Annotated in this window: 17 protein-coding genes; 8 read left to right on the top strand and 9 right to left on the bottom strand. The window is 54.9% G+C overall.

What is annotated here, in order from left to right; all coding sequences use genetic code 11:
* Entirely contained in the window at positions 1–882 is an 882-nt protein-coding gene (ampE, locus tag ACQYWX_RS21580; RefSeq protein WP_216739774.1) for a regulatory signaling modulator protein AmpE, read from the top strand.
* Positions 883–904: 22 nt separating this feature from the next.
* Here ampE and syd read toward each other — a convergent pair whose 3' ends face one another.
* Positions 905–1,483 (bottom strand): SecY-interacting protein, encoded by a 579-nt coding sequence (syd, locus tag ACQYWX_RS21575; protein ID WP_431686309.1) that lies wholly within the window; start codon positions 1,481–1,483, stop codon positions 905–907.
* Positions 1,484–1,696: 213 nt separating this feature from the next.
* Between syd and ACQYWX_RS21570 the strand changes: the two genes are divergently transcribed.
* Entirely contained in the window at positions 1,697–3,727 is a 2,031-nt protein-coding gene (locus tag ACQYWX_RS21570; RefSeq protein ID WP_431686308.1) for a methyl-accepting chemotaxis protein, read from the top strand.
* 4 nt (positions 3,728–3,731) lie between these two features.
* On the opposite strand, the gene ACQYWX_RS21565 is transcribed toward ACQYWX_RS21570, so the two are convergent.
* The 6 genes from ACQYWX_RS21565 to ACQYWX_RS21540 all read right to left on the bottom strand — a co-directional run bounded on the left by ACQYWX_RS21565 (position 3,732) and on the right by ACQYWX_RS21540 (position 11,035).
* Positions 3,732–4,289 (bottom strand): cob(I)yrinic acid a,c-diamide adenosyltransferase, encoded by a 558-nt coding sequence (locus ACQYWX_RS21565; RefSeq protein ID WP_431686307.1) that lies wholly within the window; start codon positions 4,287–4,289, stop codon positions 3,732–3,734.
* A gap of 29 nt (positions 4,290–4,318) precedes the next feature.
* Positions 4,319–5,257: a 2-dehydropantoate 2-reductase gene (locus tag ACQYWX_RS21560; protein ID WP_431686306.1), complete on the bottom strand. Its 939-nt coding sequence runs from the start codon at positions 5,255–5,257 to the stop codon at positions 4,319–4,321.
* 48 nt (positions 5,258–5,305) lie between these two features.
* Positions 5,306–8,161: a valine--tRNA ligase gene (locus ACQYWX_RS21555; RefSeq protein WP_431689528.1), complete on the bottom strand. Its 2,856-nt coding sequence runs from the start codon at positions 8,159–8,161 to the stop codon at positions 5,306–5,308.
* A gap of 253 nt (positions 8,162–8,414) precedes the next feature.
* Entirely contained in the window at positions 8,415–8,882 is a 468-nt protein-coding gene (locus tag ACQYWX_RS21550) for a hypothetical protein (protein ID WP_127972603.1), read from the bottom strand.
* 148 nt (positions 8,883–9,030) lie between these two features.
* A complete protein-coding gene (locus ACQYWX_RS21545; protein ID WP_279507917.1) occupies positions 9,031–9,456 on the bottom strand; it encodes a DNA polymerase III subunit chi in 426 nt (141 codons plus the stop codon).
* A gap of 94 nt (positions 9,457–9,550) precedes the next feature.
* On the bottom strand, positions 9,551–11,035 hold the full coding sequence (locus ACQYWX_RS21540) for a leucyl aminopeptidase (RefSeq protein ID WP_431686305.1): 1,485 nt from the start codon (positions 11,033–11,035) through the stop codon (positions 9,551–9,553).
* Positions 11,036–11,370: 335 nt separating this feature from the next.
* Here ACQYWX_RS21540 and lptF point away from each other — a divergent pair, with 335 nt between their 5' ends.
* From lptF to ACQYWX_RS21525, 3 genes are all read left to right on the top strand, one after another.
* A complete protein-coding gene (lptF, locus tag ACQYWX_RS21535; protein WP_431686304.1) occupies positions 11,371–12,468 on the top strand; it encodes an LPS export ABC transporter permease LptF in 1,098 nt (365 codons plus the stop codon).
* Complete coding sequence (gene lptG / locus ACQYWX_RS21530; RefSeq protein ID WP_216738255.1) at positions 12,455–13,516, top strand: LPS export ABC transporter permease LptG; 1,062 nt, start codon at positions 12,455–12,457, stop codon at positions 13,514–13,516. The genes lptF and lptG overlap by 14 nt, the downstream gene beginning before the upstream one ends.
* A gap of 204 nt (positions 13,517–13,720) precedes the next feature.
* Positions 13,721–15,610 carry a methyl-accepting chemotaxis protein gene (locus tag ACQYWX_RS21525; protein WP_431686303.1) on the top strand — a complete coding sequence of 630 codons (1,890 nt, stop codon included), beginning with the start codon at positions 13,721–13,723 and terminating at the stop codon, positions 15,608–15,610.
* Positions 15,611–15,691: 81 nt separating this feature from the next.
* On the opposite strand, the gene ACQYWX_RS21520 is transcribed toward ACQYWX_RS21525, so the two are convergent.
* The gene (locus ACQYWX_RS21520; protein WP_431686302.1) at positions 15,692–17,167 is read right to left on the bottom strand and encodes a substrate-binding periplasmic protein; all 1,476 of its coding nucleotides are present in this window, start codon (positions 17,165–17,167) and stop codon (positions 15,692–15,694) included.
* A 373-nt stretch (positions 17,168–17,540) separates the two neighbouring features.
* Between ACQYWX_RS21520 and ACQYWX_RS21515 the strand changes: the two genes are divergently transcribed.
* Both ACQYWX_RS21515 and ACQYWX_RS21510 read left to right on the top strand, forming a co-directional pair.
* Positions 17,541–18,794 (top strand): ABC transporter substrate-binding protein, encoded by a 1,254-nt coding sequence (locus ACQYWX_RS21515; protein WP_431686301.1) that lies wholly within the window; start codon positions 17,541–17,543, stop codon positions 18,792–18,794.
* 240 nt (positions 18,795–19,034) lie between these two features.
* Positions 19,035–19,595: a DJ-1/PfpI family protein gene (locus ACQYWX_RS21510; protein WP_431686300.1), complete on the top strand. Its 561-nt coding sequence runs from the start codon at positions 19,035–19,037 to the stop codon at positions 19,593–19,595.
* Here the strand turns inward: ACQYWX_RS21510 and ACQYWX_RS21505 are convergent.
* Positions 19,582–19,866: a ribbon-helix-helix domain-containing protein gene (locus ACQYWX_RS21505; protein ID WP_431686299.1), complete on the bottom strand. Its 285-nt coding sequence runs from the start codon at positions 19,864–19,866 to the stop codon at positions 19,582–19,584. The genes ACQYWX_RS21510 and ACQYWX_RS21505 overlap by 14 nt on opposite strands.
* A gap of 186 nt (positions 19,867–20,052) precedes the next feature.
* Between ACQYWX_RS21505 and ACQYWX_RS21500 the strand changes: the two genes are divergently transcribed.
* Positions 20,053–21,696 (top strand): phytoene desaturase family protein, encoded by a 1,644-nt coding sequence (locus tag ACQYWX_RS21500; protein WP_431686298.1) that lies wholly within the window; start codon positions 20,053–20,055, stop codon positions 21,694–21,696.
* The last annotated feature ends 36 nt before the right edge of the window (positions 21,697–21,732 follow it).

Below are 21,732 nucleotides of genomic sequence, written 5' to 3'. Positions count from 1 at the left end.
ATGAAATTTCTGGTTTTGCTGCTGACGTACATCATGCAGAAGAGGCTGAACCTGACTCTGAGCCGGCGGCACGACCAGTGGGCGAAAAGTTTCCTGACCTTTTTCGAATTGCGCCTGCCGGTGATCCGCAACAGTGCGCCTTTCTATCTGCTGATCGCACTGGCGGCGCCGGCGCTGGCGTTGTTTATCGTTCTGCGCCTGACCGATGACGTCTTCTTCGGCTTTCTGACTTTGTTCGTACACATTGTCATGCTGTTTCTTTGTCTGGGATGCGGCTTTCTCAAACAGTCGGTGGATATCTACCTGCAGCAATGGCGAGAGGGGCGTTTTCAGTCGGCTTTTCGAACTCTGGAAGAGGCGGAGATTCACATTGACGAGGCCCAGAATATGAGTCCCGCGCAGCTCCATTACGCCGCCTGCTCGCAGTATCTGTATCAAACCTTTGTGCGCTATTTCATGGTGATTTTCTGGTATATGGCGATTGGGCCTGTTGGGGCGCTGCTCGCAAGACTGGCTCATGTCGCCGGACGTGATCCCTCCGTTTATGTACCGCAGCAGATGACGACCGTGTACAAGGCTTTGGAATGGATACCTTCCCGGTTGTTGGCGCTGAGTTTTGCGCTGGCGGGCAACTTTGGCGGAGCGATTAAACAGTCCGCCAACGATATGATCGATCCCCATTCCGATGCATTTACCGTTCTGCGCAAGGCGGCGGGCGGCGCGGTGGAGATTTATCCTCTGGCGGCGCCCAGCGCAGGCGGAACTCAGGACGTCGATCTGGAAGTGAAGCAAATGTGCGCGATTAGAGATTTGCTCAATCGCGCCATGATTATCTGGTTCATTCTCATCGCGTTGCTGACGGTAGCGGGACATATGGGTTAGATGTTCCGCCGAGGTGAATGGCTTACGCCGTGTAGGGCGTAAGCGTCGGCTCCAGTTCTCTGAGCAATTCGCCGAGGCTGGCGGCGAGCGTGCGTTGCGGCGGCCGGCCGGCTTCTTCCAGATAGACCTCTCCAGAATGATTGTCCACCGTGACGATGCGGTCGTCAGCCGTCAGCCCGATGAACAGGGTTAATCCCTGACGGCGTTTGCTTTTTTGAAAGGCGTGACCCAATAGATTCTCTCGCAGAGTTTCCATGTCTTCTTCATTCCAAAGTTGAATCAGACTGACTTCTCCAAACGGACTTGAGCACCAAAGGCCGTCGCTCCAATAGCTGCCGTAAAACGCCGTGATGGATGGGTGAATGGCGACTTCCAGGCCTTGCTCCAACCCATCGAAAAGGGTGAAGTCCATGTGCGGCTTGGGCGTCCAGTAGAATACGCCTGCGTCTTCATCAACTTGCTCCACGCAGGGAGAATCCAGCATGTAGCGAGTCTCCTCATTGAGTGGAATGCAGGGACGTTGTCGCGACGAAGAGTGGTGGCGCTCGATAAACGTATTGGTCAGCTCGCCAAGGCGCGCAGTAACTTCATGTTGGCCCATATAACCTTTCTAAAGATGCGTTAGATTACAAAAAACTTGCGAAAGAATGCAGGACTCGCCGGGATCCTGCAAGTTCCTCCCAATATTTAAGCTAAACTTTGCAGAAAGGAAGCAACGATAAAAATACGGATATAACTAAGCGGCGCGCAGTGGGCGTCGAAATGCGTTCAATAATAAGTCCTTCCTTGCAGAAGAAGGCGGAGAGGTGATCGAGTGAGGCAGATTCTCTGGCCTGCTATCAGGCTCATGAACCAGTTGAAACTGGTCTACAAATTTTTGCTGATCAGCGTTCTGTTTTTACTTCCGATAATCGCGTTGGGTTATAGCCTGGTCAGTCAGCTCTACGATGACGTCAGACAAATCGAAAATGAAGTCGAAGGCATGGCGGTCATTGAGCAGTCTGCTGAGCTGTTGAAGTTGGCGCAACAGTACAGGGACTATCGCAGCGTGGCGAAGCTGCGACAGGCGCCTGAACTGGAGCAGCGCACCATGGAAATTCGTTCCTCCATTGATGGCGTTTTGGCCAAGTTGGACGCCGCAGAGCTAAACTTCGACGTCAATCATGATTTACGCAAGCAACTGGAAGATCTCACCGCCTCCTGGCGCAGCCTGACTCAGGGGGATGAAAACCAGATGTCGCTTGATCCGCAGATAACCTACTTCAGTGCTTTTGTCAGCAAAGTCGAGAGCTTTCTCAGCAGCGCGACGCAGGTTTCCGGCGTGGCGCAGGACCTGTCTCGTGAAGTGCAGTTTTTGATGAAGTTGTCAGACGGACAAATCATTCGCGCGAGTAATGTCATGGGGCGCGCTCGCGCCAGCGGCGTTTACGCCGCCCTGGAAGGGCAGGTGGGCTTTGACGTAGGCGACGTCCTGAACAAAATTTTCGATAACTTGACCGCCCTTGGCGACAGCTTCACCAATCAATTGGAGGTCACGCTCAACGCCAGCCCGATGATCCGTGAGGAGCTTGCGGCGGATGCGGACAGCGTCCGCAATGTGATTATTGAGACCCGGGACTATCTGGATCAGAACATCGTCACGCCTGTGGCGCCGGAAATTGAGTGGCCTGTATTCGACAGGGCGCTGACCGTAAACATTGATGCGCTGCTGCAATTCAATGGTCGCATTTACCAACTGACGGAAACTATCCTGGATCAGCGTTTACAGGAACGCGAGACCGCCATGCTATGGATATTCCTGGTGCTGGGCGTTCTGTTGCTGATCATCGTTTACTTGTACATGGGCTTTTTTGTGTCGGTGAAATCCACCATCGAGCGTTTTTCCATCGGCGCCAGAAAAGTATCCGATGGAGATCTGACCGCGCGTTTAAAGCTGGATAACCGGGATGAAATGGGCGATCTGACTCGCGCTTTCAATCATATGACGGAGAAAGTGCACACTCTTATGACCAATCTGGTGGCGACGGCGGGTAGCGTGGATCAGCAGGCGCGCCGAGTGAATGCGGTGGCGGTGTCGAGCAGCGAAGCCTCGGAAAAGCAAATGCAGGAAACCCGACAGATATCTGAATCGATGCATCAGATGGTGGATACGGTGGCGGAAGTGGCGGGCAGTTCGCAAAGCGTTGAAGATGCGGCGCATCAGGCGGATGCCGAAGCGACCAAAGGCAAGCAGGTGGTGGACGCGACATTGCAGACTATCAGTCGTTTATCGGGGGAAATCGCGGCGTCGGTAGAGACCATTAATCGCGTGGCGCGGGATTCGCAAAATATTTCCCAGATGTTGGTGGAGATCAAGGCGATTGCGGAGCAAACCAATCTGCTGGCTCTGAATGCGGCCATTGAAGCGGCGCGGGCCGGCGAGCAGGGGCGCGGTTTCGCGGTGGTGGCGGACGAGGTGCGCACGTTGTCGCAACGTACGCAGAAGTCCACCGAGGAGATTGAGGCGATGGTCTCGCAATTGCAGGCTGGCGTTAAGGAGGCGGTGAACTCAATGCAAAGCAGCCGCTCAGTGACGGACGCGACTGTGGCGCAGTCCCAGGATGTCGCAGCGGCTCTGGATCACATTGTGGCGGCTATCGCCAGCATTGTGGATATGAGTCATCAGATTTCTCAGGCGGCGGAGGAGCAGTCCGCCGTCGCCAAAACCATTGATGAAAATGTCGGCCATATCAGCGGACTGGGTCGGGAGACGGCGGAGAACGCCAAGGAAACCCTGGCGTCCAGTCGTGAATTGTCTGCGCTAACCGGAGCCCTTCACGATCTGCTGGGGGGATTCAAAATATAGCGCGCTAGGCTTCCCACTTGGTCTGGGTCCACAATATTTCTTCGCCGCCTTTGCGTCGCGCCAGTGTTCGCGCTGCGACGAAGAGGTAGTCGGAGAGTCGGTTCAGATAGCCCTGCAGGCAAGGATTTAATTGTTCCTGCTGCGCCAGGCTAACCACTGTGCGCTCTGCGCGACGGCAGATGCTGCGCGCCATATGGCAATGGCTGGCGGCGCGGTCGCCTCCCGGCAGGATAAAATTCTTCAGGGGCGGGAGTTCTTCGTTTAGCTGGTCGAGCCACTCTTCCAGTCGAGTAATGTGCTTATCGATAATGATGAGGTGGCCGGGAATGGACAGTTCGCCACCCAGATCAAACAAATCATTCTGAATGCTTTGCAATTGGGCGTGAAGCGGGTCGTCTTGTGTCAGCTCGCAGATGACCACGCCCAAGACGCTGTTGGTTTCGTCGACGGCGCCCATCGCCTCCACCCGCAGCGCATTCTTGGCGATACGTTCGCCGTTGCCCAGTCCGGTTGTTCCCTTGTCCCCTGTGCGGGTGTAAATCTTGGAAAGCCTGTGGCCCATATATCCCCCTTGGGTAAAATTGCTGTGGTCTACGCGCTCTGGTCCGAATGGGCGCTCAGAGCAAGAACGCCTGCGGTCAGCTCGCTATTGATAGGGTGAGGCTGGCCGTGCGCGTCCGCATAATCGCAAATGAATCCGTTGATGGCGCTGATCTCAGTTTGCCTGCCAGCGCGAATATCTTGCAGCATGGATGAAATATTGTTCGCGGTGCCTTGAGCAACTGCGACAATTCGCGCTTTGATGCTGGCGGCGGGTTCGCCATATCCCGCCGCGAATAGCGCTGCCGACAACTCCTCACAAAGCGCATCAATACGCTCCTGGAAGTAGCTGTGCTCGAGAATATCCCCGTTGCGGCAGTTCAACAGGGCGGTAAAAGGGTTCACGCCGCAATTCACGCTGAGTTTACGCCAGAGCTGCTCGCCGATATCCGCCGTTGCGTCGCTGCGGAAACCCGCCTGCTGCAGCAGGTGGGCCAGATGCTGCGCTTCCTGAAATGTGGCGTTAGCGGTGAGAGGTCCCAGCCAGGTCTGGCCATGGCCGGCGTGAATGATATGTCCTGGCCTCGGCTGATTTGCGCCTTCTGTTGTGGAGGCGGCGTAAACCGCCATATCGGCGTATTCCTGTGCGATCTGCGTTTGGCTGCCCATGCCGTTTTGCCATAGCAGAATGCGGCATGCGGGAGTGAGTCGGTGTTTGACTGAGTTCAGGGCGGCTGCGGCAGAGTAGCTTTTGGTGGTGATAAAAAGGGTGGAAATCGGCTCCGCCGCATTTGCGGTTTCCCAGTTTAGTAACCTTGTCTTGCTTTCGCCTGCTTGATCAAGCGTTAACGCAATATGCTCATCGCTGGGTTGGGCGTGAAGAGAAGGGGGGCTGCGTAGAATCAGGCGCACATCGGCGAAAGGGGAGAGCCGGCAGGCCAGCAGGCCTCCCAGCGATCCATTTCCCAGAATATGTATCCGGTGTCGCATACCGGTGTGTCCTTAGTGCGTCAGTCGCAGCCCCTTTAGTCTGGAGAGTTAGATTGACTCGATGCGGGACACTTGCTCACGCAGCTGAGCCAGCGCGGCTTCCGCATCCGCCAGTTTTTCTTTCTCTTTTGCGACAACGGCTTCAGGCGCCTTGCTGATAAAGCTTTCGTTGCCCAGTTTGCCTTGCAGGCGCTGCTGTTCTTTCAAAAGCTTGTCAATTTCCTTGCCCAGACGCGCCAGCTCGGCTTCTTTGTCGATCAAGCCCGCCATTGGCACCAGCACTTGCATGGCTCCCACCAACTGAGTGGCCGCCATAGGCGCTTCTTCGTCCGCCGCCAACCAGCGGATGGACTCCAGCTTGGCCAGTTTCATCAGGAACGACTGATTGGCTTGCAGGCGTGCTCTGTCGCTGTCATCGCCTTGCGCAAGAATGACGTTGATGGCTTTGGCGGGAGAGATATCCATTTCGCCGCGAATGTTACGCACAGCCAGGATGACGCCCTTCAGCCATTCAATAGAGGCGGCGGCTTCCGGGTCGATGCGAGAGGCGTCCGCCACCGGATACGGCTGCTGCATGATGGTGGGCCCGGACTTGCCGGCAAGCTCTTTCACCTTCTGCCAGATCTCTTCCGTGATGTAAGGCATGAACGGATGCGCCATACGCAGAGCGGTTTCCAGCACACGCACCAGAGTGCGGCGCGTACCGCGCTTCAGTTCGGCGGAAGCAGCGTCGTCCCACAGTACCGGCTTGGACAGCTCCAGGTACCAGTCGCAGTATTCGTTCCAGATAAACTCGTAAATGGCCTGAGAGGCCTGGTCAAAGCGGAAGGCTGCAACGGCTTTCTCCACTTGCTGTTCTGTTTCCTGCAGACGGGAGATAATCCAGCGCTCAGCCAGACCCAGCTCGTAGCTTTCGTTATTCTGGCCGCAATCCTGACCTTCGGTATTCATCAGCACGTAGCGCGCTGCGTTCCAGATCTTATTGCAGAAGTTGCGATAACCTTCGATACGGCCCACGTCGAACTTAATGTCGCGACCTGTGGAAGCCAGGGAGCAGAAGGTGAAGCGTAATGCGTCGGTGCCGTAAGAGGCGATGCCTTCCGCGAATTCGCTGCGGGTGGCTTTCTCGATTTTCTGCGCATCCTGAGGCCGCATCAGACCGCTGGTGCGTTTGGTGACCAGCGGCTCCAGCTCGATGCCGTCAATCAGGTCGATGGGGTCGAGCACGTTGCCTTTGGACTTGGACATCTTGGCGCCTTGGGAGTCCCGCACCAAGCCGTGCACGTAAACAGTCTTGAAGGGAACCTGAGGTTTGCCGTCTTCGTCTTTGATGAAGTGCATGGTCATCATGATCATGCGCGCCACCCAGAAGAAAATAATGTCGAAACCGGTCACCAGCACTGAAGTGGGGTGGTAGGTTTGCAGCTCACGAGTATTTTCCGGCCAGCCCAGCGTGCCGAACGTCCACAGCGCGGAGGAAAACCAGGTGTCCAGAACGTCTTCGTCCTGATGCAGCGCGACGCTGGCGTCGATGCTGTACTTGCTGCGCACTTCTTCTTCGTTGCGGGCGACGTAAACATTGCCCTGGTCGTCATACCAGGCGGGAATACGGTGGCCCCACCACAACTGACGGGAAATACACCAGTCCTGCAGGTCGCGCATCCAGGCGAAGTACATGTTTTCGTATTGCTTGGGCACGAACTGGATATCGCCATCTTCAACGGCTTTGATAGCGGGCTCCGCCAGAGCTTTCACCGCTACGAACCATTGGTCGGTCAGGTAAGGCTCGATCACGACGCCGGAACGGTCGCCGCGAGGCGCTTTCAGAGCGTGATCTTTGATCTCTTCCAGGTAGCCCAGCGCTTCAAAATCGGCGACGATTTTCTTGCGCGCTTCGTAGCGGTCCAGACCGGGATAGCCGACGGGAATCGCCGCTTGCATGTCCAGGTTGGGCGTGCCGTCGCTGTTCACCACTTCGCCTTCGTCGCGGATGCTGGCGTCAATGGTGAAGATGTTGATCATCGGCAACTGGTTGCGCTTGCCTACTTCGTAGTCGTTGAAGTCGTGAGCCGGTGTGATTTTTACGCAGCCGGTGCCGAATTCCATGTCTACGTAGCTGTCGGCGATAATCGGAATTTCACGATTAACCACAGGTAGAACTACGGTCTTACCGACCAAGTCGCGGTAGCGGTCGTCTTCCGGGTTAACGGCTACGGCGGTGTCGCCCAGCATGGTTTCTGGACGCGTCGTCGCGACAACCAGATAGTCTTTGCCATCCGCGGTTTTTACGCCGTTGGCCAAGGGATAACGGAAGTGCCACAGCTTGCCTTTCTCGTCTTCGGAGATAACTTCCAAATCGGAAATGGCTGTGTGCAGTTTCGGGTCCCAGTTAACGAGACGCTTGCCGCGGTAAATGAGTTTGTCGTCATACAAGCGAACGAATACTTCCTGCACCGCTTTGTAGAAGCCCTCGTCCATGGTGAAGCGCTCGCGGGACCAGTCTACGGATGCGCCCATACGACGCAACTGACGGGTAATAGTGCCGCCGGATTCCGCTTTCCACTCCCAGACTTTATTAAGAAACGCTTCGCGACCCAGGTCGTGGCGGGTTTTGTCTTCTTCCGCCGCCAGTTTGCGTTCGACCACCATTTGAGTGGCGATGCCAGCATGGTCCGTTCCAACCTGCCACAATGTGTCGCGGCCCTGCATGCGATAGTAGCGGGTCAGGGCATCCATGATCGTGTCCTGGAAAGCATGCCCCATGTGCAGGCTGCCGGTGACGTTGGGCGGTGGGATCATGATGCTGAAGGGTTCGCCCTGCTGGCTGGGTTTGAAGAAGCCTTGCTCTTCCCAAAAGGCGTACCACTGACTTTCAATCTGGCCGGGTTGGTAGGTTTTTTCCATCATGACGTATATGTATTCGTTTCGCTCAGGTGCTTGATTCTAGGATCTAAGAATAATAGCCGAAAGAGGCCGCTAAATGGGCGTCTGCAACGGGTGAACGCACGGGTGCGGAATAGTGGGTGCTAGCGCTGATCAGACGGCCCTGGAAAAGGCCGCATTATACACACCCATGGGATCTTCTGATAGCCGCATGGGCGCATATCGGGCCGCGCCGCATCCCGCAGCGTGGCCGTTATCGGAGGGGATGCTCAGCTTATTTGGATAAGTTGAGGCTGTTCATATGACGGATGACCTCGGCGCGGACCCTTTGCTCGATCTGCGGCATGTACTCCGCCACCACTTTCTGCGTAGTGAGGTGGACGATCCGCTCCAGATCTTTGGTTTCTTTCAAAACCGAGCTGGCTGCGGCGTGCGTGCTTTGTTTCTTGAAAAAGGCCTCAAACTCCTTCTGAAACTCCATGCGCTCCAGCGCCAGCTTTTCCAAGTGCTCATAGGGCAAGAATGGATTATTGCCCCGCAGACTGGTCGGTTTTACGTCAACCTGTCCGTTCGCGGGTGTCATCTCCATACTTTCACACTCCTTGCTAAGTTGCGTTTGGGGTTGATTGTTCTGAATTTCGGTAAGGCCGGGATGGGAAGAAGCCAGCTCCGAGTCATCAATCACTATTTCATCCAACAAGGGAATGAGATCACTTTCACTGTCAGCTACAGGAGAACTCATCGGTTATATTCCTCGTAAATCCCAAGTTTCAATTGTAGTTATTAATCAGGCTCCGATTAATTTAATTATTATTTAGACCTCTTTGGGTCTTTATGGAAACGATGACTTGCTCGTCGCCGAGAAATGACTCCCGTTTCCTACTCAATATTTAAGCAGATTCGATGTTATAAGTCTGCAACTCGAAGCCTAATTGTTTATACAGTTTATACACTTTTCTGGATTTCGCACGGGCGTCAGGATCGCCGGTTACGAGCTCTACCACCCTGTCCGCCTTGTCTGGCGGGGCTTCGGTGAGATTTATAACAACTTCGGTGGAAATTGTTTCCGGCAGGCGGGTGCATAAAAAAACTGGAGTGTCGGAAGAGGGGGATTCAGGTTCAATACTATGTGGAATAAAGCTTTCCGGCCGAAAGGAATATAATAAATCGTCCAAATGTTCTAGTTCTTTTGAGTCTTTGCATAGGATATATATCCGATGTCCTAATCGATATATCTTTTCGCAAAGTCTACAAAGATAAAAATCCCTTTGTGCAATGTCGCCGGAAGAAAGCAGATGGAAGTCGGCTTTTGGCATGTAATGTATATAATTAATCGGAATAATTAAATAACCATGGTATCCGAATCGAATACCATGGTCTGTGACAGGGATCGCTTTATATGCGTCGCGATCAGCCTTTGACTTGGCCCAGCAGATACTCAGTCAGCAAAGGCACCGGACGGCCGGAAGCGCCTTTGTCTTTACCTGATGTCCAGGCGACGCCGGCGATGTCCAGGTGAGCCCAACGATACTTCTTGGTGAAGCGGGACAAGAAGCAGGCGGCGGTGATGGTGCCAGCGGGGCGGCCGCCGATGTTCTGCATGTCAGCGAAGTTGCTGTCCAGCTGGGTCTGGTACTCGTCCCACAGTGGCAGACGCCAGGCTCTGTCGCCTGTGCTTTCGCCAGCGGCTAGCAGTGCGTCAGCCAGTTTGTCGTCGTTGGCCAGCAGACCGGTGGCGTGGTTACCCAGCGCGATAATGCAGGCGCCGGTCAGAGTAGCGATGTCCACTACGGTTTCTGGCTTGAAGCGTTCGCAATAAGTGAGGGCGTCGCACAGCACCAGACGGCCTTCGGCGTCCGTGTTGAGAATTTCCACTGTCTGGCCGGACATGGTAGTGACGATATCGCCGGGTTTGGTGGCTTTGCCGCTGGGCATGTTTTCCGCCGCCGCGATAACGCCGACGACGTTAACAGGGGCCTTCATTTCCGCCAATGCTAACAGAGTTCCAAATACGCTGGCGGCGCCGCACATGTCGTATTTCATTTCATCCATGCCTTCGCCGGGCTTCAGGCTGATGCCGCCGCTGTCGAAGGTGATGCCTTTACCTACCAGGACATGGGGCTTCTGTTTGTCGTCGCCGCCTTTATATTCGATGACGATCAGGCGGGCGGGTTCATCACTTCCCGCGGAGACAGAAAGGAAGGAGCCCATGCCCAGTTCTTTCAGCTCTTTTTCGCCCAGGGCTTCCGCCTTCAGAGATTTGTACTCCTTGGCGAGCGCTTTGGCTTGTTTGGCCAGATAATCCGGGGTGCAGACATTACCTGGCAGATTGCCCAGGTCTTTGGTCAAGCTCATGCCTTTGGCGACCGCACCGGCTTTGGCGATAGCCGCCTCGATGGCGCTTTTGTCACGCTTGTCGCCAGCGACTTTAACCTGGCTGACTTTGGTTGGCGTGGCTTTCTCGCTTTTCATGTTGTCGAAAATGTAGCAGGCGGATTCCAGTGCGATCACCAGTTGCTCCGTCGCCCAGCCTGCTTTCAATGCATTCAGGGTCAAGCTGGATAGCGCGACCACTGCGTTGCCCGCGCCGCTTTTGCTCAGGCTTTGCATGACGGATTTAGCGGCTTTGCGGAAGCCTGCTTCGCTTAATTCTTTCTCTTTACCCAGGCCGACGAACAAAAGACGTTTGACGCCGCCTTCCTGCGGATAAAACCAGCTGGTGGCCGCCAGCTTGGAAGAGATGTCGCCGGAAGAGAGCAATTTGCCCAGAACGCCTTTGCACTGTTGGTCGAGTTCTGTCCAAACTGCTGACTGGGATTTGCCTTCGACAACGCCGACCACAAGGCAGTCGCTTTTTTGTTTTATCGGGTCGGTGGAAAGAGCGGAATAATTCATAGTGGTTGCGAATCCTCTTAACCTAAATACATTTGGCTTTGTTCTCCATGCCGGACCAACGTCCGCTTGATGGAAGGCGCCGGAGGCGTTCCCTGGGGCGCCGCAGAAGTCTCATTCGATGCGGGAGCGTCGCCCGCCGTTGCAAGAGGCAATCTATATGAGACGTATCCTATACGCAATCAAGTCTACGTTAAGGCTATGAAATTTGCATGTGAGTCTGGTATCTTGCGTCACTTTGACGCGCGCTCAAAAACGCTGCGCCGCTTAACCTCTCCTGACGCGCCGTTCCGCGCGCTTCGGTTGATATTGCGGTAGAACGTAAATAGGTAATTTCGTTGTTTATTATCCTTCGTTATCTGTCCAGGCAGTTGCTGGTCAGCATGGTCGCTGTCGCGGGCGTGCTGCTGCTTATTTTTATGAGCGGACGGTTTATCAAGTATCTGGCTGACGCCGCCCAGGGCAAGCTGTCGGCGGATGTGTTGTTCGCCATCATGGGATATCGCCTGCCGGGCTTTCTTGAGTTGATTCTGCCCCTGGGTTTATTTATCGGCATTCTGCTCGCCTACGGCCGCATGTACCTGGAAAGTGAAATGACGGTGCTGTTCGCCTGCGGCATGAACCGTTTTCAGCTTATCAAGCTGACGATGGTTTCCGCGCTGCTGGTGATGCTGGTGGTCGGCTCCATGAGTCTTTACGTCAGCCCTTGGGGGCTACGTCAGGTGGATGAAATTTTTTCAGATCAATCCAAAGTCACGGAGTTCGAATTGCTGGCGCCGGGGCGCTTCCAAAGCCTGCGCTCCGGTGAACGGGTGACCTACACCGAGGGACTGAGCAGCGACAAGCGTGAAATGCAGAACGTATTTATCGCGGAGCGGGACTCAGAAAACGGCAGCATCTCTGTCTTGGCGGCAAAACGGGGCACTCAGCTGGTCGACCCCAACACCGGCAGTCGCTTTGTGGTCCTGCACGAAGGCGCCCGTTATCAAGGGCGTCCGGGAGAAATGGATTACCGTGTTATTGAATATGACGCTTATGGCATCAAGATCGCGGAGCCTGACGCAGAGGCGGAGAAAACCCGGGATGAAGCCAAGCCCACCAGTGAGCTGTGGCGCTCCGACAATCCTAAGGACAGAGCCTTGCTGCAATGGCGTATCTCCATTCCTTTATTGGTTCCTATCGTTGCGCTGCTGGCGATCCCGCTGAGTCGGGTGAACCCTAGGCAGGGGCGCTTCTTCCACTTGCTGCCCGCCATGCTGATTTACATCACTTATTTGGGGCTGCTGATCGCCAGCCGTAAGAGTCTGGAGAAAGGGCGCATCAGCGAGTGGGTCGGCATGTGGTGGGTGCACGGAACATTTCTGGCGATCGCGCTGGTATTGATGTTCGGTCCCGACTGGCGACAGAAGAGGAGAGCGGCCCGTGCGCAGAATTGATCGTTACATTGTCGCAACCGTCGCCTCCGCCATGCTGCTGGTGCTGCTGGTGGTGCTGTCGCTGGACTTGGTGTTCGCGTTCATCGCTGAAATGGATGAATTGAAGAACGACTACCAAACCTTCCAGGCGATGAAATACATCGTCTTCACCGTACCCAGGCGCATCTATGATTACTTGCCCCTGGCTGCGTTTATTGGTTGTCTGGTAGGGCTGGGCGTGTTGGCTAACAACAGCGAGTTGACGGTGATTCGCGCCGCCGGCGTCTCCGTGGTGCGGGTGGTCTGGTCCACCATGAAGCCAGCTTTGGCGGTGGTGGTAGTGGGTATCCTGGTGGGCGAGTTTGTGGCGCCGCAAACGGAGCGTATTGCGCAGACGCAAAAGGCCTTGGAGCAGGGCGCGGCTGAGAACGTGGCTTCTTCCGCCGGTATGTGGCGGCGTGAAGGAAATGTGTTTATGCACTTCAATGCAGTGGAGCCGAAAGGCGTGCTGCATGGCGTGAGCTTGTTTGAATTCAATGATGAGCGCCGCATGGTGCGCTCGACTTTCGCCAAGCGCGCGATTTATCAGGGCGACCACTGGTTATTGCAGGACATTGAACGCACCGAGATCAAAGATGACGGCAGCAATGTACAGACGTTCGACTCTCTGCGCTGGAATGTCAGCTTATCCCCCAGCATTCTGGAAGTGCTGATCATCAAGCCTGAATACTTGTCTATCAAAGGCCTCTACACCTACGCCAACTACCAGGAAGAGCAGGGGTTGGACGCCAACTCTTATCTGATGGCGTTCTGGAAGAAAGTGCTGCAGCCAGTGGCGACTTCAGTCTTAGTGCTGGTGGCGATCTCCTTTATTTTTGGACCGTTGCGCTCGGTCACCATGGGCTTTCGCGTCTTCTGCGGCATTATCATTGGTCTGCTGTTCAAGTACATGCAGGATCTGTTGGGCCCGGCAAGTCTCGTATTCGGCTTCAACCCTGTGATTGCAACGCTGGCGCCGATCTGCATATGCGCTTTGCTAGGCGTAGTATTGTTGCGTCGAGTGCGTTAGCGCTTACCTTCTCTTACTGATCATCCCTCCTCAACAGGCGCCGGATATAACCGGCGCAGTGCACTATTTCAAAATCCGTCTAAGCTAAAGAATAAAGCTTGCTCCGATTTCGCTTACGTCATTGTTCGCAAAGCGCTTTATCGGCTCCGGCCGAGCATGGCTCAGGGGGCTTCTTCCACGGGATTTATTTTGGAGTTCTGACGCATGAATTTAGCTATGCAGTTCCGGCATAAGATTATCATTTTGAGCGGCGGAATCCTGCTGCTATCGATTGTCGCATTTGCGGCCAACAACTATTACTTTTTGGCCGACCAAACCAAGAAAGACCTGGAAGGCGGCATGCAGGAGTTGTCCGGAGCCGTATCCGGCAGCATCGCCAGCTGGCTGAATGGGAAGTTGGATTTGGTGCGCGGCGTGGCCTTGAAGGCGGCGCAAACCACGGATGTGGAGACCATCAGGGCATACGCTCAGGTCGGGTCGGTCTCCGAAGAAGTGGCGGGTATGTACGCAGGCTTGTCGAATGGGACATTTATATACAACGACGCCAACGAATCCTTCCCCTCAGATTACGACCCTCGTAAACGCCCCTGGTACACCACTGCACAGCAAAAAGGCTCGCCGACTTTTTCAGAGCCATACCGGGATGTGTTGACGAAAGAACTGTTGATCACTGCGGCGGCGCCGTTTTCAGGTTCCAGTTCAGGTGTTGCGGGGGCGGATCTTAATTTGGATGTGGTCACGAAGATGGTCAACTCCGTGGACTTCTTTGGTTTGGGATACGCCTTTTTAGTGACGGATAAAGGGAAAGTTCTGGTGCATCCCGATGTGAAGATGGTCGACAAAAATGTCACAGACTTATTCCCCAAGGAAACACCCAAGCTTAACGCCAGTGACTTGCAAGAGACTACGAGTGATAAGCAGTCCGTACTGGTCAGCTTTTTCCCCATTTCCGGCATCGCCTCGGTGTCCTGGCGACTGGGGGTGGTGATAGACAAAGAGAAAGCGTTCGCCTCACTGGCGGACTTCCGTAACTCCGCCATTGTTTATGCGGTTATTGGGGTGCTGGTGGTCTGTGTTCTGATGACATTGTTGCTGAATACCTTGATGCGCCCGGTGATTCGACTGGGCGACGCCATGGAGAATATCGCGGAAGGCGAGGGCGATCTGACGCAGCGTCTGGATGTGTCCGGCAAAGACGAATTCACCCGTTTGGCTACCAACTTCAACGCTTTTGTGGCCAAAGTGCAGAACTTGGTTGGCGATATCAAAAACTCTATTGAGAGCATGTCCGCCGCTGTCCGGGAGATGAAAGGCTTTGCGGCGGAAACCAGCGAGGCGGTGGCCTCACAGCAGCAGGAAACCGAAATGGTGGCGACGGCGGTGAATGAAATGTCCGCCGCTGCGCGGGAAATCGCCCAGAATGCGCAACAGGCGGCGGAGGCGGCGCAAGAGGCGGACGACGAAAGCGCCAATGTTAAGCGCATTGTGGACGACGCCATCAAGTCTATCGAGCAACTTTCCACTCAAATCGGCAGCGCATCGGAAGTCATCAACGCTCTGGAAGGGGATGTGAACTCGATTGTGTCAGTGCTTTCCGTTATTCGCGGCATTGCCGAGCAAACCAACTTGCTGGCGTTGAACGCAGCTATTGAAGCGGCGCGAGCAGGGGAAGCGGGACGCGGATTCGCCGTCGTGGCCGATGAAGTACGGGCGCTGGCCAGCAAAACCCAGGAAAGTACGGAAGAGATTCAGGCTATGATCAGTCGCTTGCAGGATGGCTCCAATAAAGCCGTGGGCAGTATGGAGCAAAGTCGTAACAACGGGCAGGCGGCGGTGGATAAGGCGCAGTCGGCGGGCTCGTCACTGAATGCGATTGTTTCCGCCATCACCACTATCAGCAGCATGAATACCCAGATCGCCGCTGCTTCCGAGGAACAGACTGCGGTGACCGAAGATATCAGCCGCAGCATCACCTCCATCGCCGATGCGGCGGAGCAGACTGCGCGAGGAACTCAGGAAACCGCCAATACCAGTACGCAATTGGCGGAGTTGGGCGAGCATCTGCGTCAGCAGGTGGCGCGCTTCAAAGTGTAAGTCGGGAACTTGTTTTCTTCCTCGAATGGGCGGTAGACCCGACTGCCGTCCGTTCGCTTTTTCATCCGCTATGTGCGGCGTTTAATTGGGAACATAGCGCTGCAGAATGTCATGCATCTGACCGCTGAGCTTCAGGTAATCCAACGCTTTCTGAAATGATTCAATGATGTGGTCGTCCACGTCCAGGTTGAAAGCGAAATATTCAGAAGACTCGGTGACCGTCATCACCTCTTGATAGTCGCGGGCGTCCAGTCCTAATTGTTGCAGATACCAATTGGCGGTCTGCGAGCCGTACGCCCAATAATCGACTTCGCCGTTGTTCAGCATTTGTCCGCAGGTGAGCGGGTGCGTGGTGGCGGTCAGGTTTCGCTCTTTGACGCCGGCGCTGACCATCAGTTGATGGCCAACGTCATCCTGAATGACGCAGATGCGCTTATGGCCGAGTTCTTTCAGGTGGATCGGCTCTGATTCTTCGTCCTCAACGTCATGGCGTTTCCCCATCAATACGACTTTGGAGCGGTAGATGGGGCCGACCCATTTGAATTTGTCCTCTCTCTGCGGCGTGCGCGTCATGGTGAACAACGCGCTGCGGTTCTGACTGGTTGCGGCTTTGTAGGCTTCCGGCCAGTTCATGAAATGCACGTCGCTGCGGCTTTTGTCTGCGCCAATGGTTTCCATGATGGCATCGAAAAGGTCCAGGGCGATGCCTTTGGCCACGCCATTTTCGCGGTAATTGAAAGGAGCGTAGTCCTCGCTGTAAAAACTGAGCTGCGAGATGCCGTTGATGACGTCAATGTTGTTAAGAATGCGCGAGTAATCGCCATTGCGCTTGAGGCGTTTCAGACCCTGATTGAAGATCGCGACGTAGCTGCGACTGTTAGGGCCATTTTTGGGGAACATTACCGATAAACCGTCCTGAATCAGGGGCTTCTCGTCATAGGTGAACAGGCGCTGATATTCCGGCAGTTCATGTTGCAGCAGATATTCCCCTACTTTGGCGTCCAGGGGAAACAAATCGATTTCACGTCGCAGCAGTTTGACCAGGTTTTGCCGGTCATTCACGGCGGGGATGACCTGCAGATTCTGGTTGGCGATGGCGTTATCGAACGCTTCGCCGTAACTGTAGCCGACGCTGACTCCAACCCGGTAGGGCGCAAGGTCTTTCAGCTCGTTCCAGGTGAAATCCTGATCTTTCAGGTGAAATAACGCGCTGCTGCTGTAAATGATGCGATCGCTGAACCAGAAATTGCGCCGTCGTTGCGCATTGTCGACCCAGCCGACGGCGCCGTCCCAGCCGGGCTTGCGGGCGAACTCGTAGGCCCGGGCCCAGGGCATGAAGTCATATTCGACTTCAATGCCTTCAAGAGCGAAGGCTTCGGTCACCAGTTTGGGTAGCAACCCTTTGTAGGGCAGGCTTTCCGACGCGTAGGGCGGCCACTCTCCGACGGTCAGTTTGATCGCGGCGGTAGAAGTTGAAAATGTGGCGCACATCACAAGTCCGAGAAAAAAGCGCCATCTTGTCGTATTCATCGGCATCCAGGGTTCCGACTTGTCCATGGTTTGTTGCTTATTTAGCCCGTTAAACAGGGCGCTGATAACGGGCGTTATTGCGTCCGTCGTCAGGCCGCGAGTTTAAAAGCCTAATGGAAATTGCGTGAAAATCCGTCAACCGACGTGTGTCGGCGTCCATCCGAGGCGACCCGGCGCGAGTATAGCGCTATCGGGCGATGGAGGTGTGTTTTGATTTGTTTCTGCATTTTCATATTAGACTAAAGGCTAATAAGGTCGTCATTTTTATTACGCTACTTTACCCCGCTCCTGGTTACAACTACTGTAGTCAGCACGCCGGTTTCAGGGAATGTTTGAAGCCGGTAATCACAAAACCTCTATCAACCCGATTTGCTTACAAAAAAAATTGAGGGTTCTCTGTATGCGCTATATCTGGAAGAGCATTGCGCTGCTTTGCCTGTTAGTTAGTGGTGAATTACTCGCTGCTCCATCCGTTAAAATTGGTCTCAACTATCCCCAGACTGGACGATACCAGGAACAAGGTCTGGCCCAACGCAGGGCGGCTTTTATGGCTGTGGATGAGATAAACGCCGCCGGCGGCATTCTTGGTCGGCCGGTGGAACTGGTGATTAAAAATACCGGCTCCAAACCTGATCGCTCTGTGCGAAACGTTGAGCAACTGGTGGACGAAGATGGCGTTGTCGCCATATTCGGCGGATCATCCAGCGCGGTGGCGATCTCTGGCGGTAAGGCCGCCAAATCAAGGGACCGCATCTATTTCGGTACGCTCACCTACTCCAATGAAACCACCGGCACAGAAGGGCACACCCACATGTTCCGGGAGAGCTATAACGCCTGGATGGGGGCGAAGGTGCTGTCCAAGTACCTGAAAACCAATTACGCCGGTCAGAAATACTTCTTTATTACCGCCGACTACACCTGGGGGTGGAGCACAGAGCGGTCGATTCGGATCTTCAGCAACACTCAGGATAAAGAGAGTCATCCTGGCGTGCTGACGCCATTCCCCACAGCTTTGCAGAAAGATTTCGTCGACGCTTTGAATCAGGCGCAGGCCAGCGACGCCAAGATACTGGTGCTGGTATTGTTCGGCGACGATATGGTGCGCGCCCTGGAGCTGGCCACGTCTATGGGCATGAAGGACAAGATGAAAATCGTCGTGCCGAACCTGACGCTGGGCATGGCGAAGTCGGCGGGGCCAGCGATTATGGAAGGCGTCGTCGGCGCGGCGCCCTGGACCTGGGAGGTGCCCTACATTTTCAACCATCCCAAGGGGAAAGAGTTCGTCGAGAGATTCTCTGAGCTGTACGGCTTGAGGCCTTCCTCATCCGCCGCCTCCGCCTACAGCATTCTGTGGCAATACAAAGAAGCGGTGGAGCGCGCCGGCACATTCAGAACCGCGTCTGTCATCAAAGAGTTGGAAGGGCATCGCTACACGCTGTTGAAAGACGAACAGTACTGGCGCGAGTTCGACCATCAGAACGTGCAGACGGTATACGCCGTGCGCTGCAAGCCTCGTTCGGAAGTCATGTTGGATGAATTTAACGAAGACTACTTCGAAATCATCGACAGCATGCCCGGAGATGAAGCCGCGCAGACTTACCAGGAGTGGCTGGCGGAGCGTCGTTCCGCGAATAAGTCCGATCATCTCGAATAATCCTGTCAAAAGCGGCGTTCTTGCATAGAGCGCCGCCTTTTCTCTCTGTCTTTTTCTATTTCCTTTTTTTGTTTACCAACATGCTTTTTGACGCTGATGGGCTCTGTAGTAACCCACTACTACCCAATGCGGGAAAAAGGAGCCTAGACTGGTAGTCTGCTGAATGACTTCCGGCCAGACGGGCGGGTGTTTTGACTGGCGAGCGATGTCCGCAACCATAGACGACAAGGAGACAAAGGTATGACTAAAAAAATACTGATCATTACTGGCGACTTTGCTGAAGATTACGAGCTGATGGTGCCGTTCCAGGCGCTGCAGGCGATGGGCTACGAAGTGGCGGCGGTGTGTCCGGACAAGAAGCAGGGCGACAGCGTCGCCACGGCGATTCACGACTTTGAAGGGCATCAAACTTATACGGAGAAACCTGGGCATAACTTTACCCTCAACGCCACTTTCGCGGACGTGCGCTCCGAGCAGTTTGATGCACTGTTGCTGCCGGGCGGGCGCGCTCCCGAGTATCTGCGCCGGAAAGAGAGAGTGATCAGTCTGGTGCAGGAATTCACCCAGCAAGGCAAGCCCATTGCGGCGATTTGTCACGGCGCGCAGATTCTGGCGGCGGCCAAGGTTATCGAAGGGAAAAAGATTTCCGCATATCCGGCCTGCGCGCCGGAAGTGCAGCTGGCGGGGGCGCACTATGCTGACATCGCGGTGGATCAATCCGTGACGGACGGCCAGTTCGTTACAGCGCCAGCGTGGCCTGCTCATCCGGCATGGCTGGCGCAGTTCGTCAAACTGCTATAAGCCCCGCGCTGTACTTCCTTTCCAGATAGGTCGCGCAAACCACGCGCAATAAAGAGGCGAAGTTACCGACTTCGCCTCTCTTCTCTACGACTTCGTCATACAGCTTCGCCATGAACTGAGAGGTCGACATGCCCTCAGAATCTGCGATTTCCTCCAATAGCGTCCAAAAACGCTGCTCTAGTCGCACGCTGGTGACAAACCCACGCAGACGCACCGACTTCGAATGCGCTTCATATAATTGTGGATCGGTGTTGGCGTATATCTCGCACATAGGCGTCTCCGACATTGAAACGGGGTAAAATTACAACAGACCCTAGCAACTGGCGATCGGTTTTGTAAATGCGGCGTAGGCCTAAAAAAGCAATGTTGACAGTTCACACTTTCGGGTGGGAGCAGTATGATGCATTGGACTGGCGACGTCGTATTAAAACAATAATCAGGAAGGAGGCTGGAGAATATGGTCAGAACGGGAAAGCGTTACCGTAAGAATCGAGCGGACGATCACTATGACGTGATCATCATCGGATCGGGCGTTGGCGGATTATGCAACGCCGCGTTGTTGTCCCTGATCGGCAAGAAAGTCTGTGTGCTGGAACAGCACTACACCGCGGGCGGTTATACCCATAGCTACGAACGCAACGGCTATGAATGGGATGTCGGGGTGCACTATATCGGCGAGGTGCATAAACCCTGGTCGATGATCCGTAGAGTGTTCGATCTGATCAGCGACGGCAAGATTGAGTGGGCGGAGATGGATCCCTGCTACGATCGTATTTTCATTGGCGAAGACAATTACGATTTCATCGCCGGCAAAGAACCTTTCATCAACGAAATGGCGCGACGTTTTCCCGGCGAGGAAGACGCCATCCGCCGCTATGTCGATTTGCTGTATTCGGTAAGTCGACGCATCCCCAAATTTTTCGCCGGACAGGCGTTACCCAAAATCGCCGCCTGGGCTTATCACAAGGCCCGCCGTTTTCTGCTGCCGGATTACTTTTTCAAGACCACCCGTGAAGTACTGGAAGGCCTGACGCAAAATCAGCGTCTGATCTCCGTATTGACGGCGCAGTGGGGCGATTACGGCCTGCCGCCCACGACGTCGTCTTTTATGATGCACGCCATGGTTGCGAAGCACTACATCACGGGGGGCAATTATCCTGTGGGCGGTTCCTGGCGCATTGCTGAAGAAATTATTCCGGTGATTCGCCGTAGCGGCGGTGAGGTGTTCACCTACGCGCAAGTGGCGGAAGTCCTGGTGCGCTCTAATCGCGCTTACGGCGTGCGCTTGAGCAATGGCGATGAGCTGCAGGCGGACGCCGTGGTCAGCGACGCGGGCGTCATTCCCACGATCAAGCACCTGTTGCCAGAGTCCGCAGCGGCGAAAGGCGACTTGCTGAAAAAGTTGGAGGGACTGGCGCTATCCGCGTCTCACCTGTGTCTCTATGCAGGATTTCGCGGTTCCCCGGAAAGTTTAGGCATGCCGCGGAGCAACTTCTGGATTTATCCCTCTGATGACCATGATGGTAACGTCGCCCGCTTTATGGACGATCCATCCGCGCCTTTTCCTGTCACCTATGTGTCCTTTCCTTCAGCGAAAGACCCCACCTGGAATGCGCGCTACCCAGACCGTTCCACCGTGGAGATCATCGTGCCCGTCAACAACCAATGGTTTGATAAATGGGCGGGATCGCAGTGGAACAAGCGCGGTGAAGACTATCTCGAGCTGAAGGAGCAGTTTTCTCATCGGATGCTCGATGAACTGTATAAGCGCCTGCCGCAGTTGGAGTCGGCGCTGGACTTTTACGAGCTATCCACGCCGCTGTCGACGCAGTGGTTCCAGATGAACATGGGGGGAGAAATTTACGGGGTGGATCATACCGTTGAACGCTTCCAGCAGGACTGGCTGCACCCGGTAACCCCCATCAAAAACTTCTATCTGACCGGTGCGGATATAGTCACCGCTGGAGTAGGCGGCGCCTTGATGGGAGGCGTCATGACCAGCTTCGCCATGTTGGGCAAAGAAGGCTACAAGCTGGGGCGTCTGCTGAAGCAGGGGCCGCAACCTGCGCAACCGGCGTCGGAAGTCAGGGAGGCGGGATAATCCCCCTGGGGATCGAATCCCGCCGCAGAATGCGTT

Source organism: Hahella sp. NBU794 (assembly GCF_050749805.1).
Taxonomy (GTDB): Bacteria; Pseudomonadota; Gammaproteobacteria; order Pseudomonadales; family Oleiphilaceae; genus Hahella.
The sequence above is the reverse complement of the archived record's forward strand: the minus strand, read 5'-3'. Positions and strand labels throughout refer to the sequence as shown.

What these genes read in the sequence shown, in the direction of transcription:
- ACQYWX_RS21520 (WP_431686302.1), bottom strand. Translation starts at nt 17,167, where the DNA reads ATGGACAAGTCGGAACCCTGGATGCCGATGAATACGACAAGATGGCGC.
- ACQYWX_RS21515 (WP_431686301.1), top strand. Translation starts at nt 17,541, where the DNA reads ATGCGCTATATCTGGAAGAGCATTGCGCTGCTTTGCCTGTTAGTTAGT.
- ACQYWX_RS21540 (WP_431686305.1), bottom strand. Translation starts at nt 11,035, where the DNA reads ATGAATTATTCCGCTCTTTCCACCGACCCGATAAAACAAAAAAGCGAC.
- ampE (WP_216739774.1), top strand. Translation starts at nt 1, where the DNA reads ATGAAATTTCTGGTTTTGCTGCTGACGTACATCATGCAGAAGAGGCTG.
- ACQYWX_RS21560 (WP_431686306.1), bottom strand. Translation starts at nt 5,257, where the DNA reads ATGCGACACCGGATACATATTCTGGGAAATGGATCGCTGGGAGGCCTG.
- ACQYWX_RS21550 (WP_127972603.1), bottom strand. Translation starts at nt 8,882, where the DNA reads ATGAGTTCTCCTGTAGCTGACAGTGAAAGTGATCTCATTCCCTTGTTG.
- ACQYWX_RS21545 (WP_279507917.1), bottom strand. Translation starts at nt 9,456, where the DNA reads ATGCCAAAAGCCGACTTCCATCTGCTTTCTTCCGGCGACATTGCACAA.
- ACQYWX_RS21565 (WP_431686307.1), bottom strand. Translation starts at nt 4,289, where the DNA reads ATGGGCCACAGGCTTTCCAAGATTTACACCCGCACAGGGGACAAGGGA.
- ACQYWX_RS21500 (WP_431686298.1), top strand. Translation starts at nt 20,053, where the DNA reads ATGGTCAGAACGGGAAAGCGTTACCGTAAGAATCGAGCGGACGATCAC.
- ACQYWX_RS21555 (WP_431689528.1), bottom strand. Translation starts at nt 8,161, where the DNA reads ATGGAAAAAACCTACCAACCCGGCCAGATTGAAAGTCAGTGGTACGCC.
- ACQYWX_RS21505 (WP_431686299.1), bottom strand. Translation starts at nt 19,866, where the DNA reads ATGTGCGAGATATACGCCAACACCGATCCACAATTATATGAAGCGCAT.
- syd (WP_431686309.1), bottom strand. Translation starts at nt 1,483, where the DNA reads ATGGGCCAACATGAAGTTACTGCGCGCCTTGGCGAGCTGACCAATACG.
- ACQYWX_RS21525 (WP_431686303.1), top strand. Translation starts at nt 13,721, where the DNA reads ATGAATTTAGCTATGCAGTTCCGGCATAAGATTATCATTTTGAGCGGC.
- ACQYWX_RS21510 (WP_431686300.1), top strand. Translation starts at nt 19,035, where the DNA reads ATGACTAAAAAAATACTGATCATTACTGGCGACTTTGCTGAAGATTAC.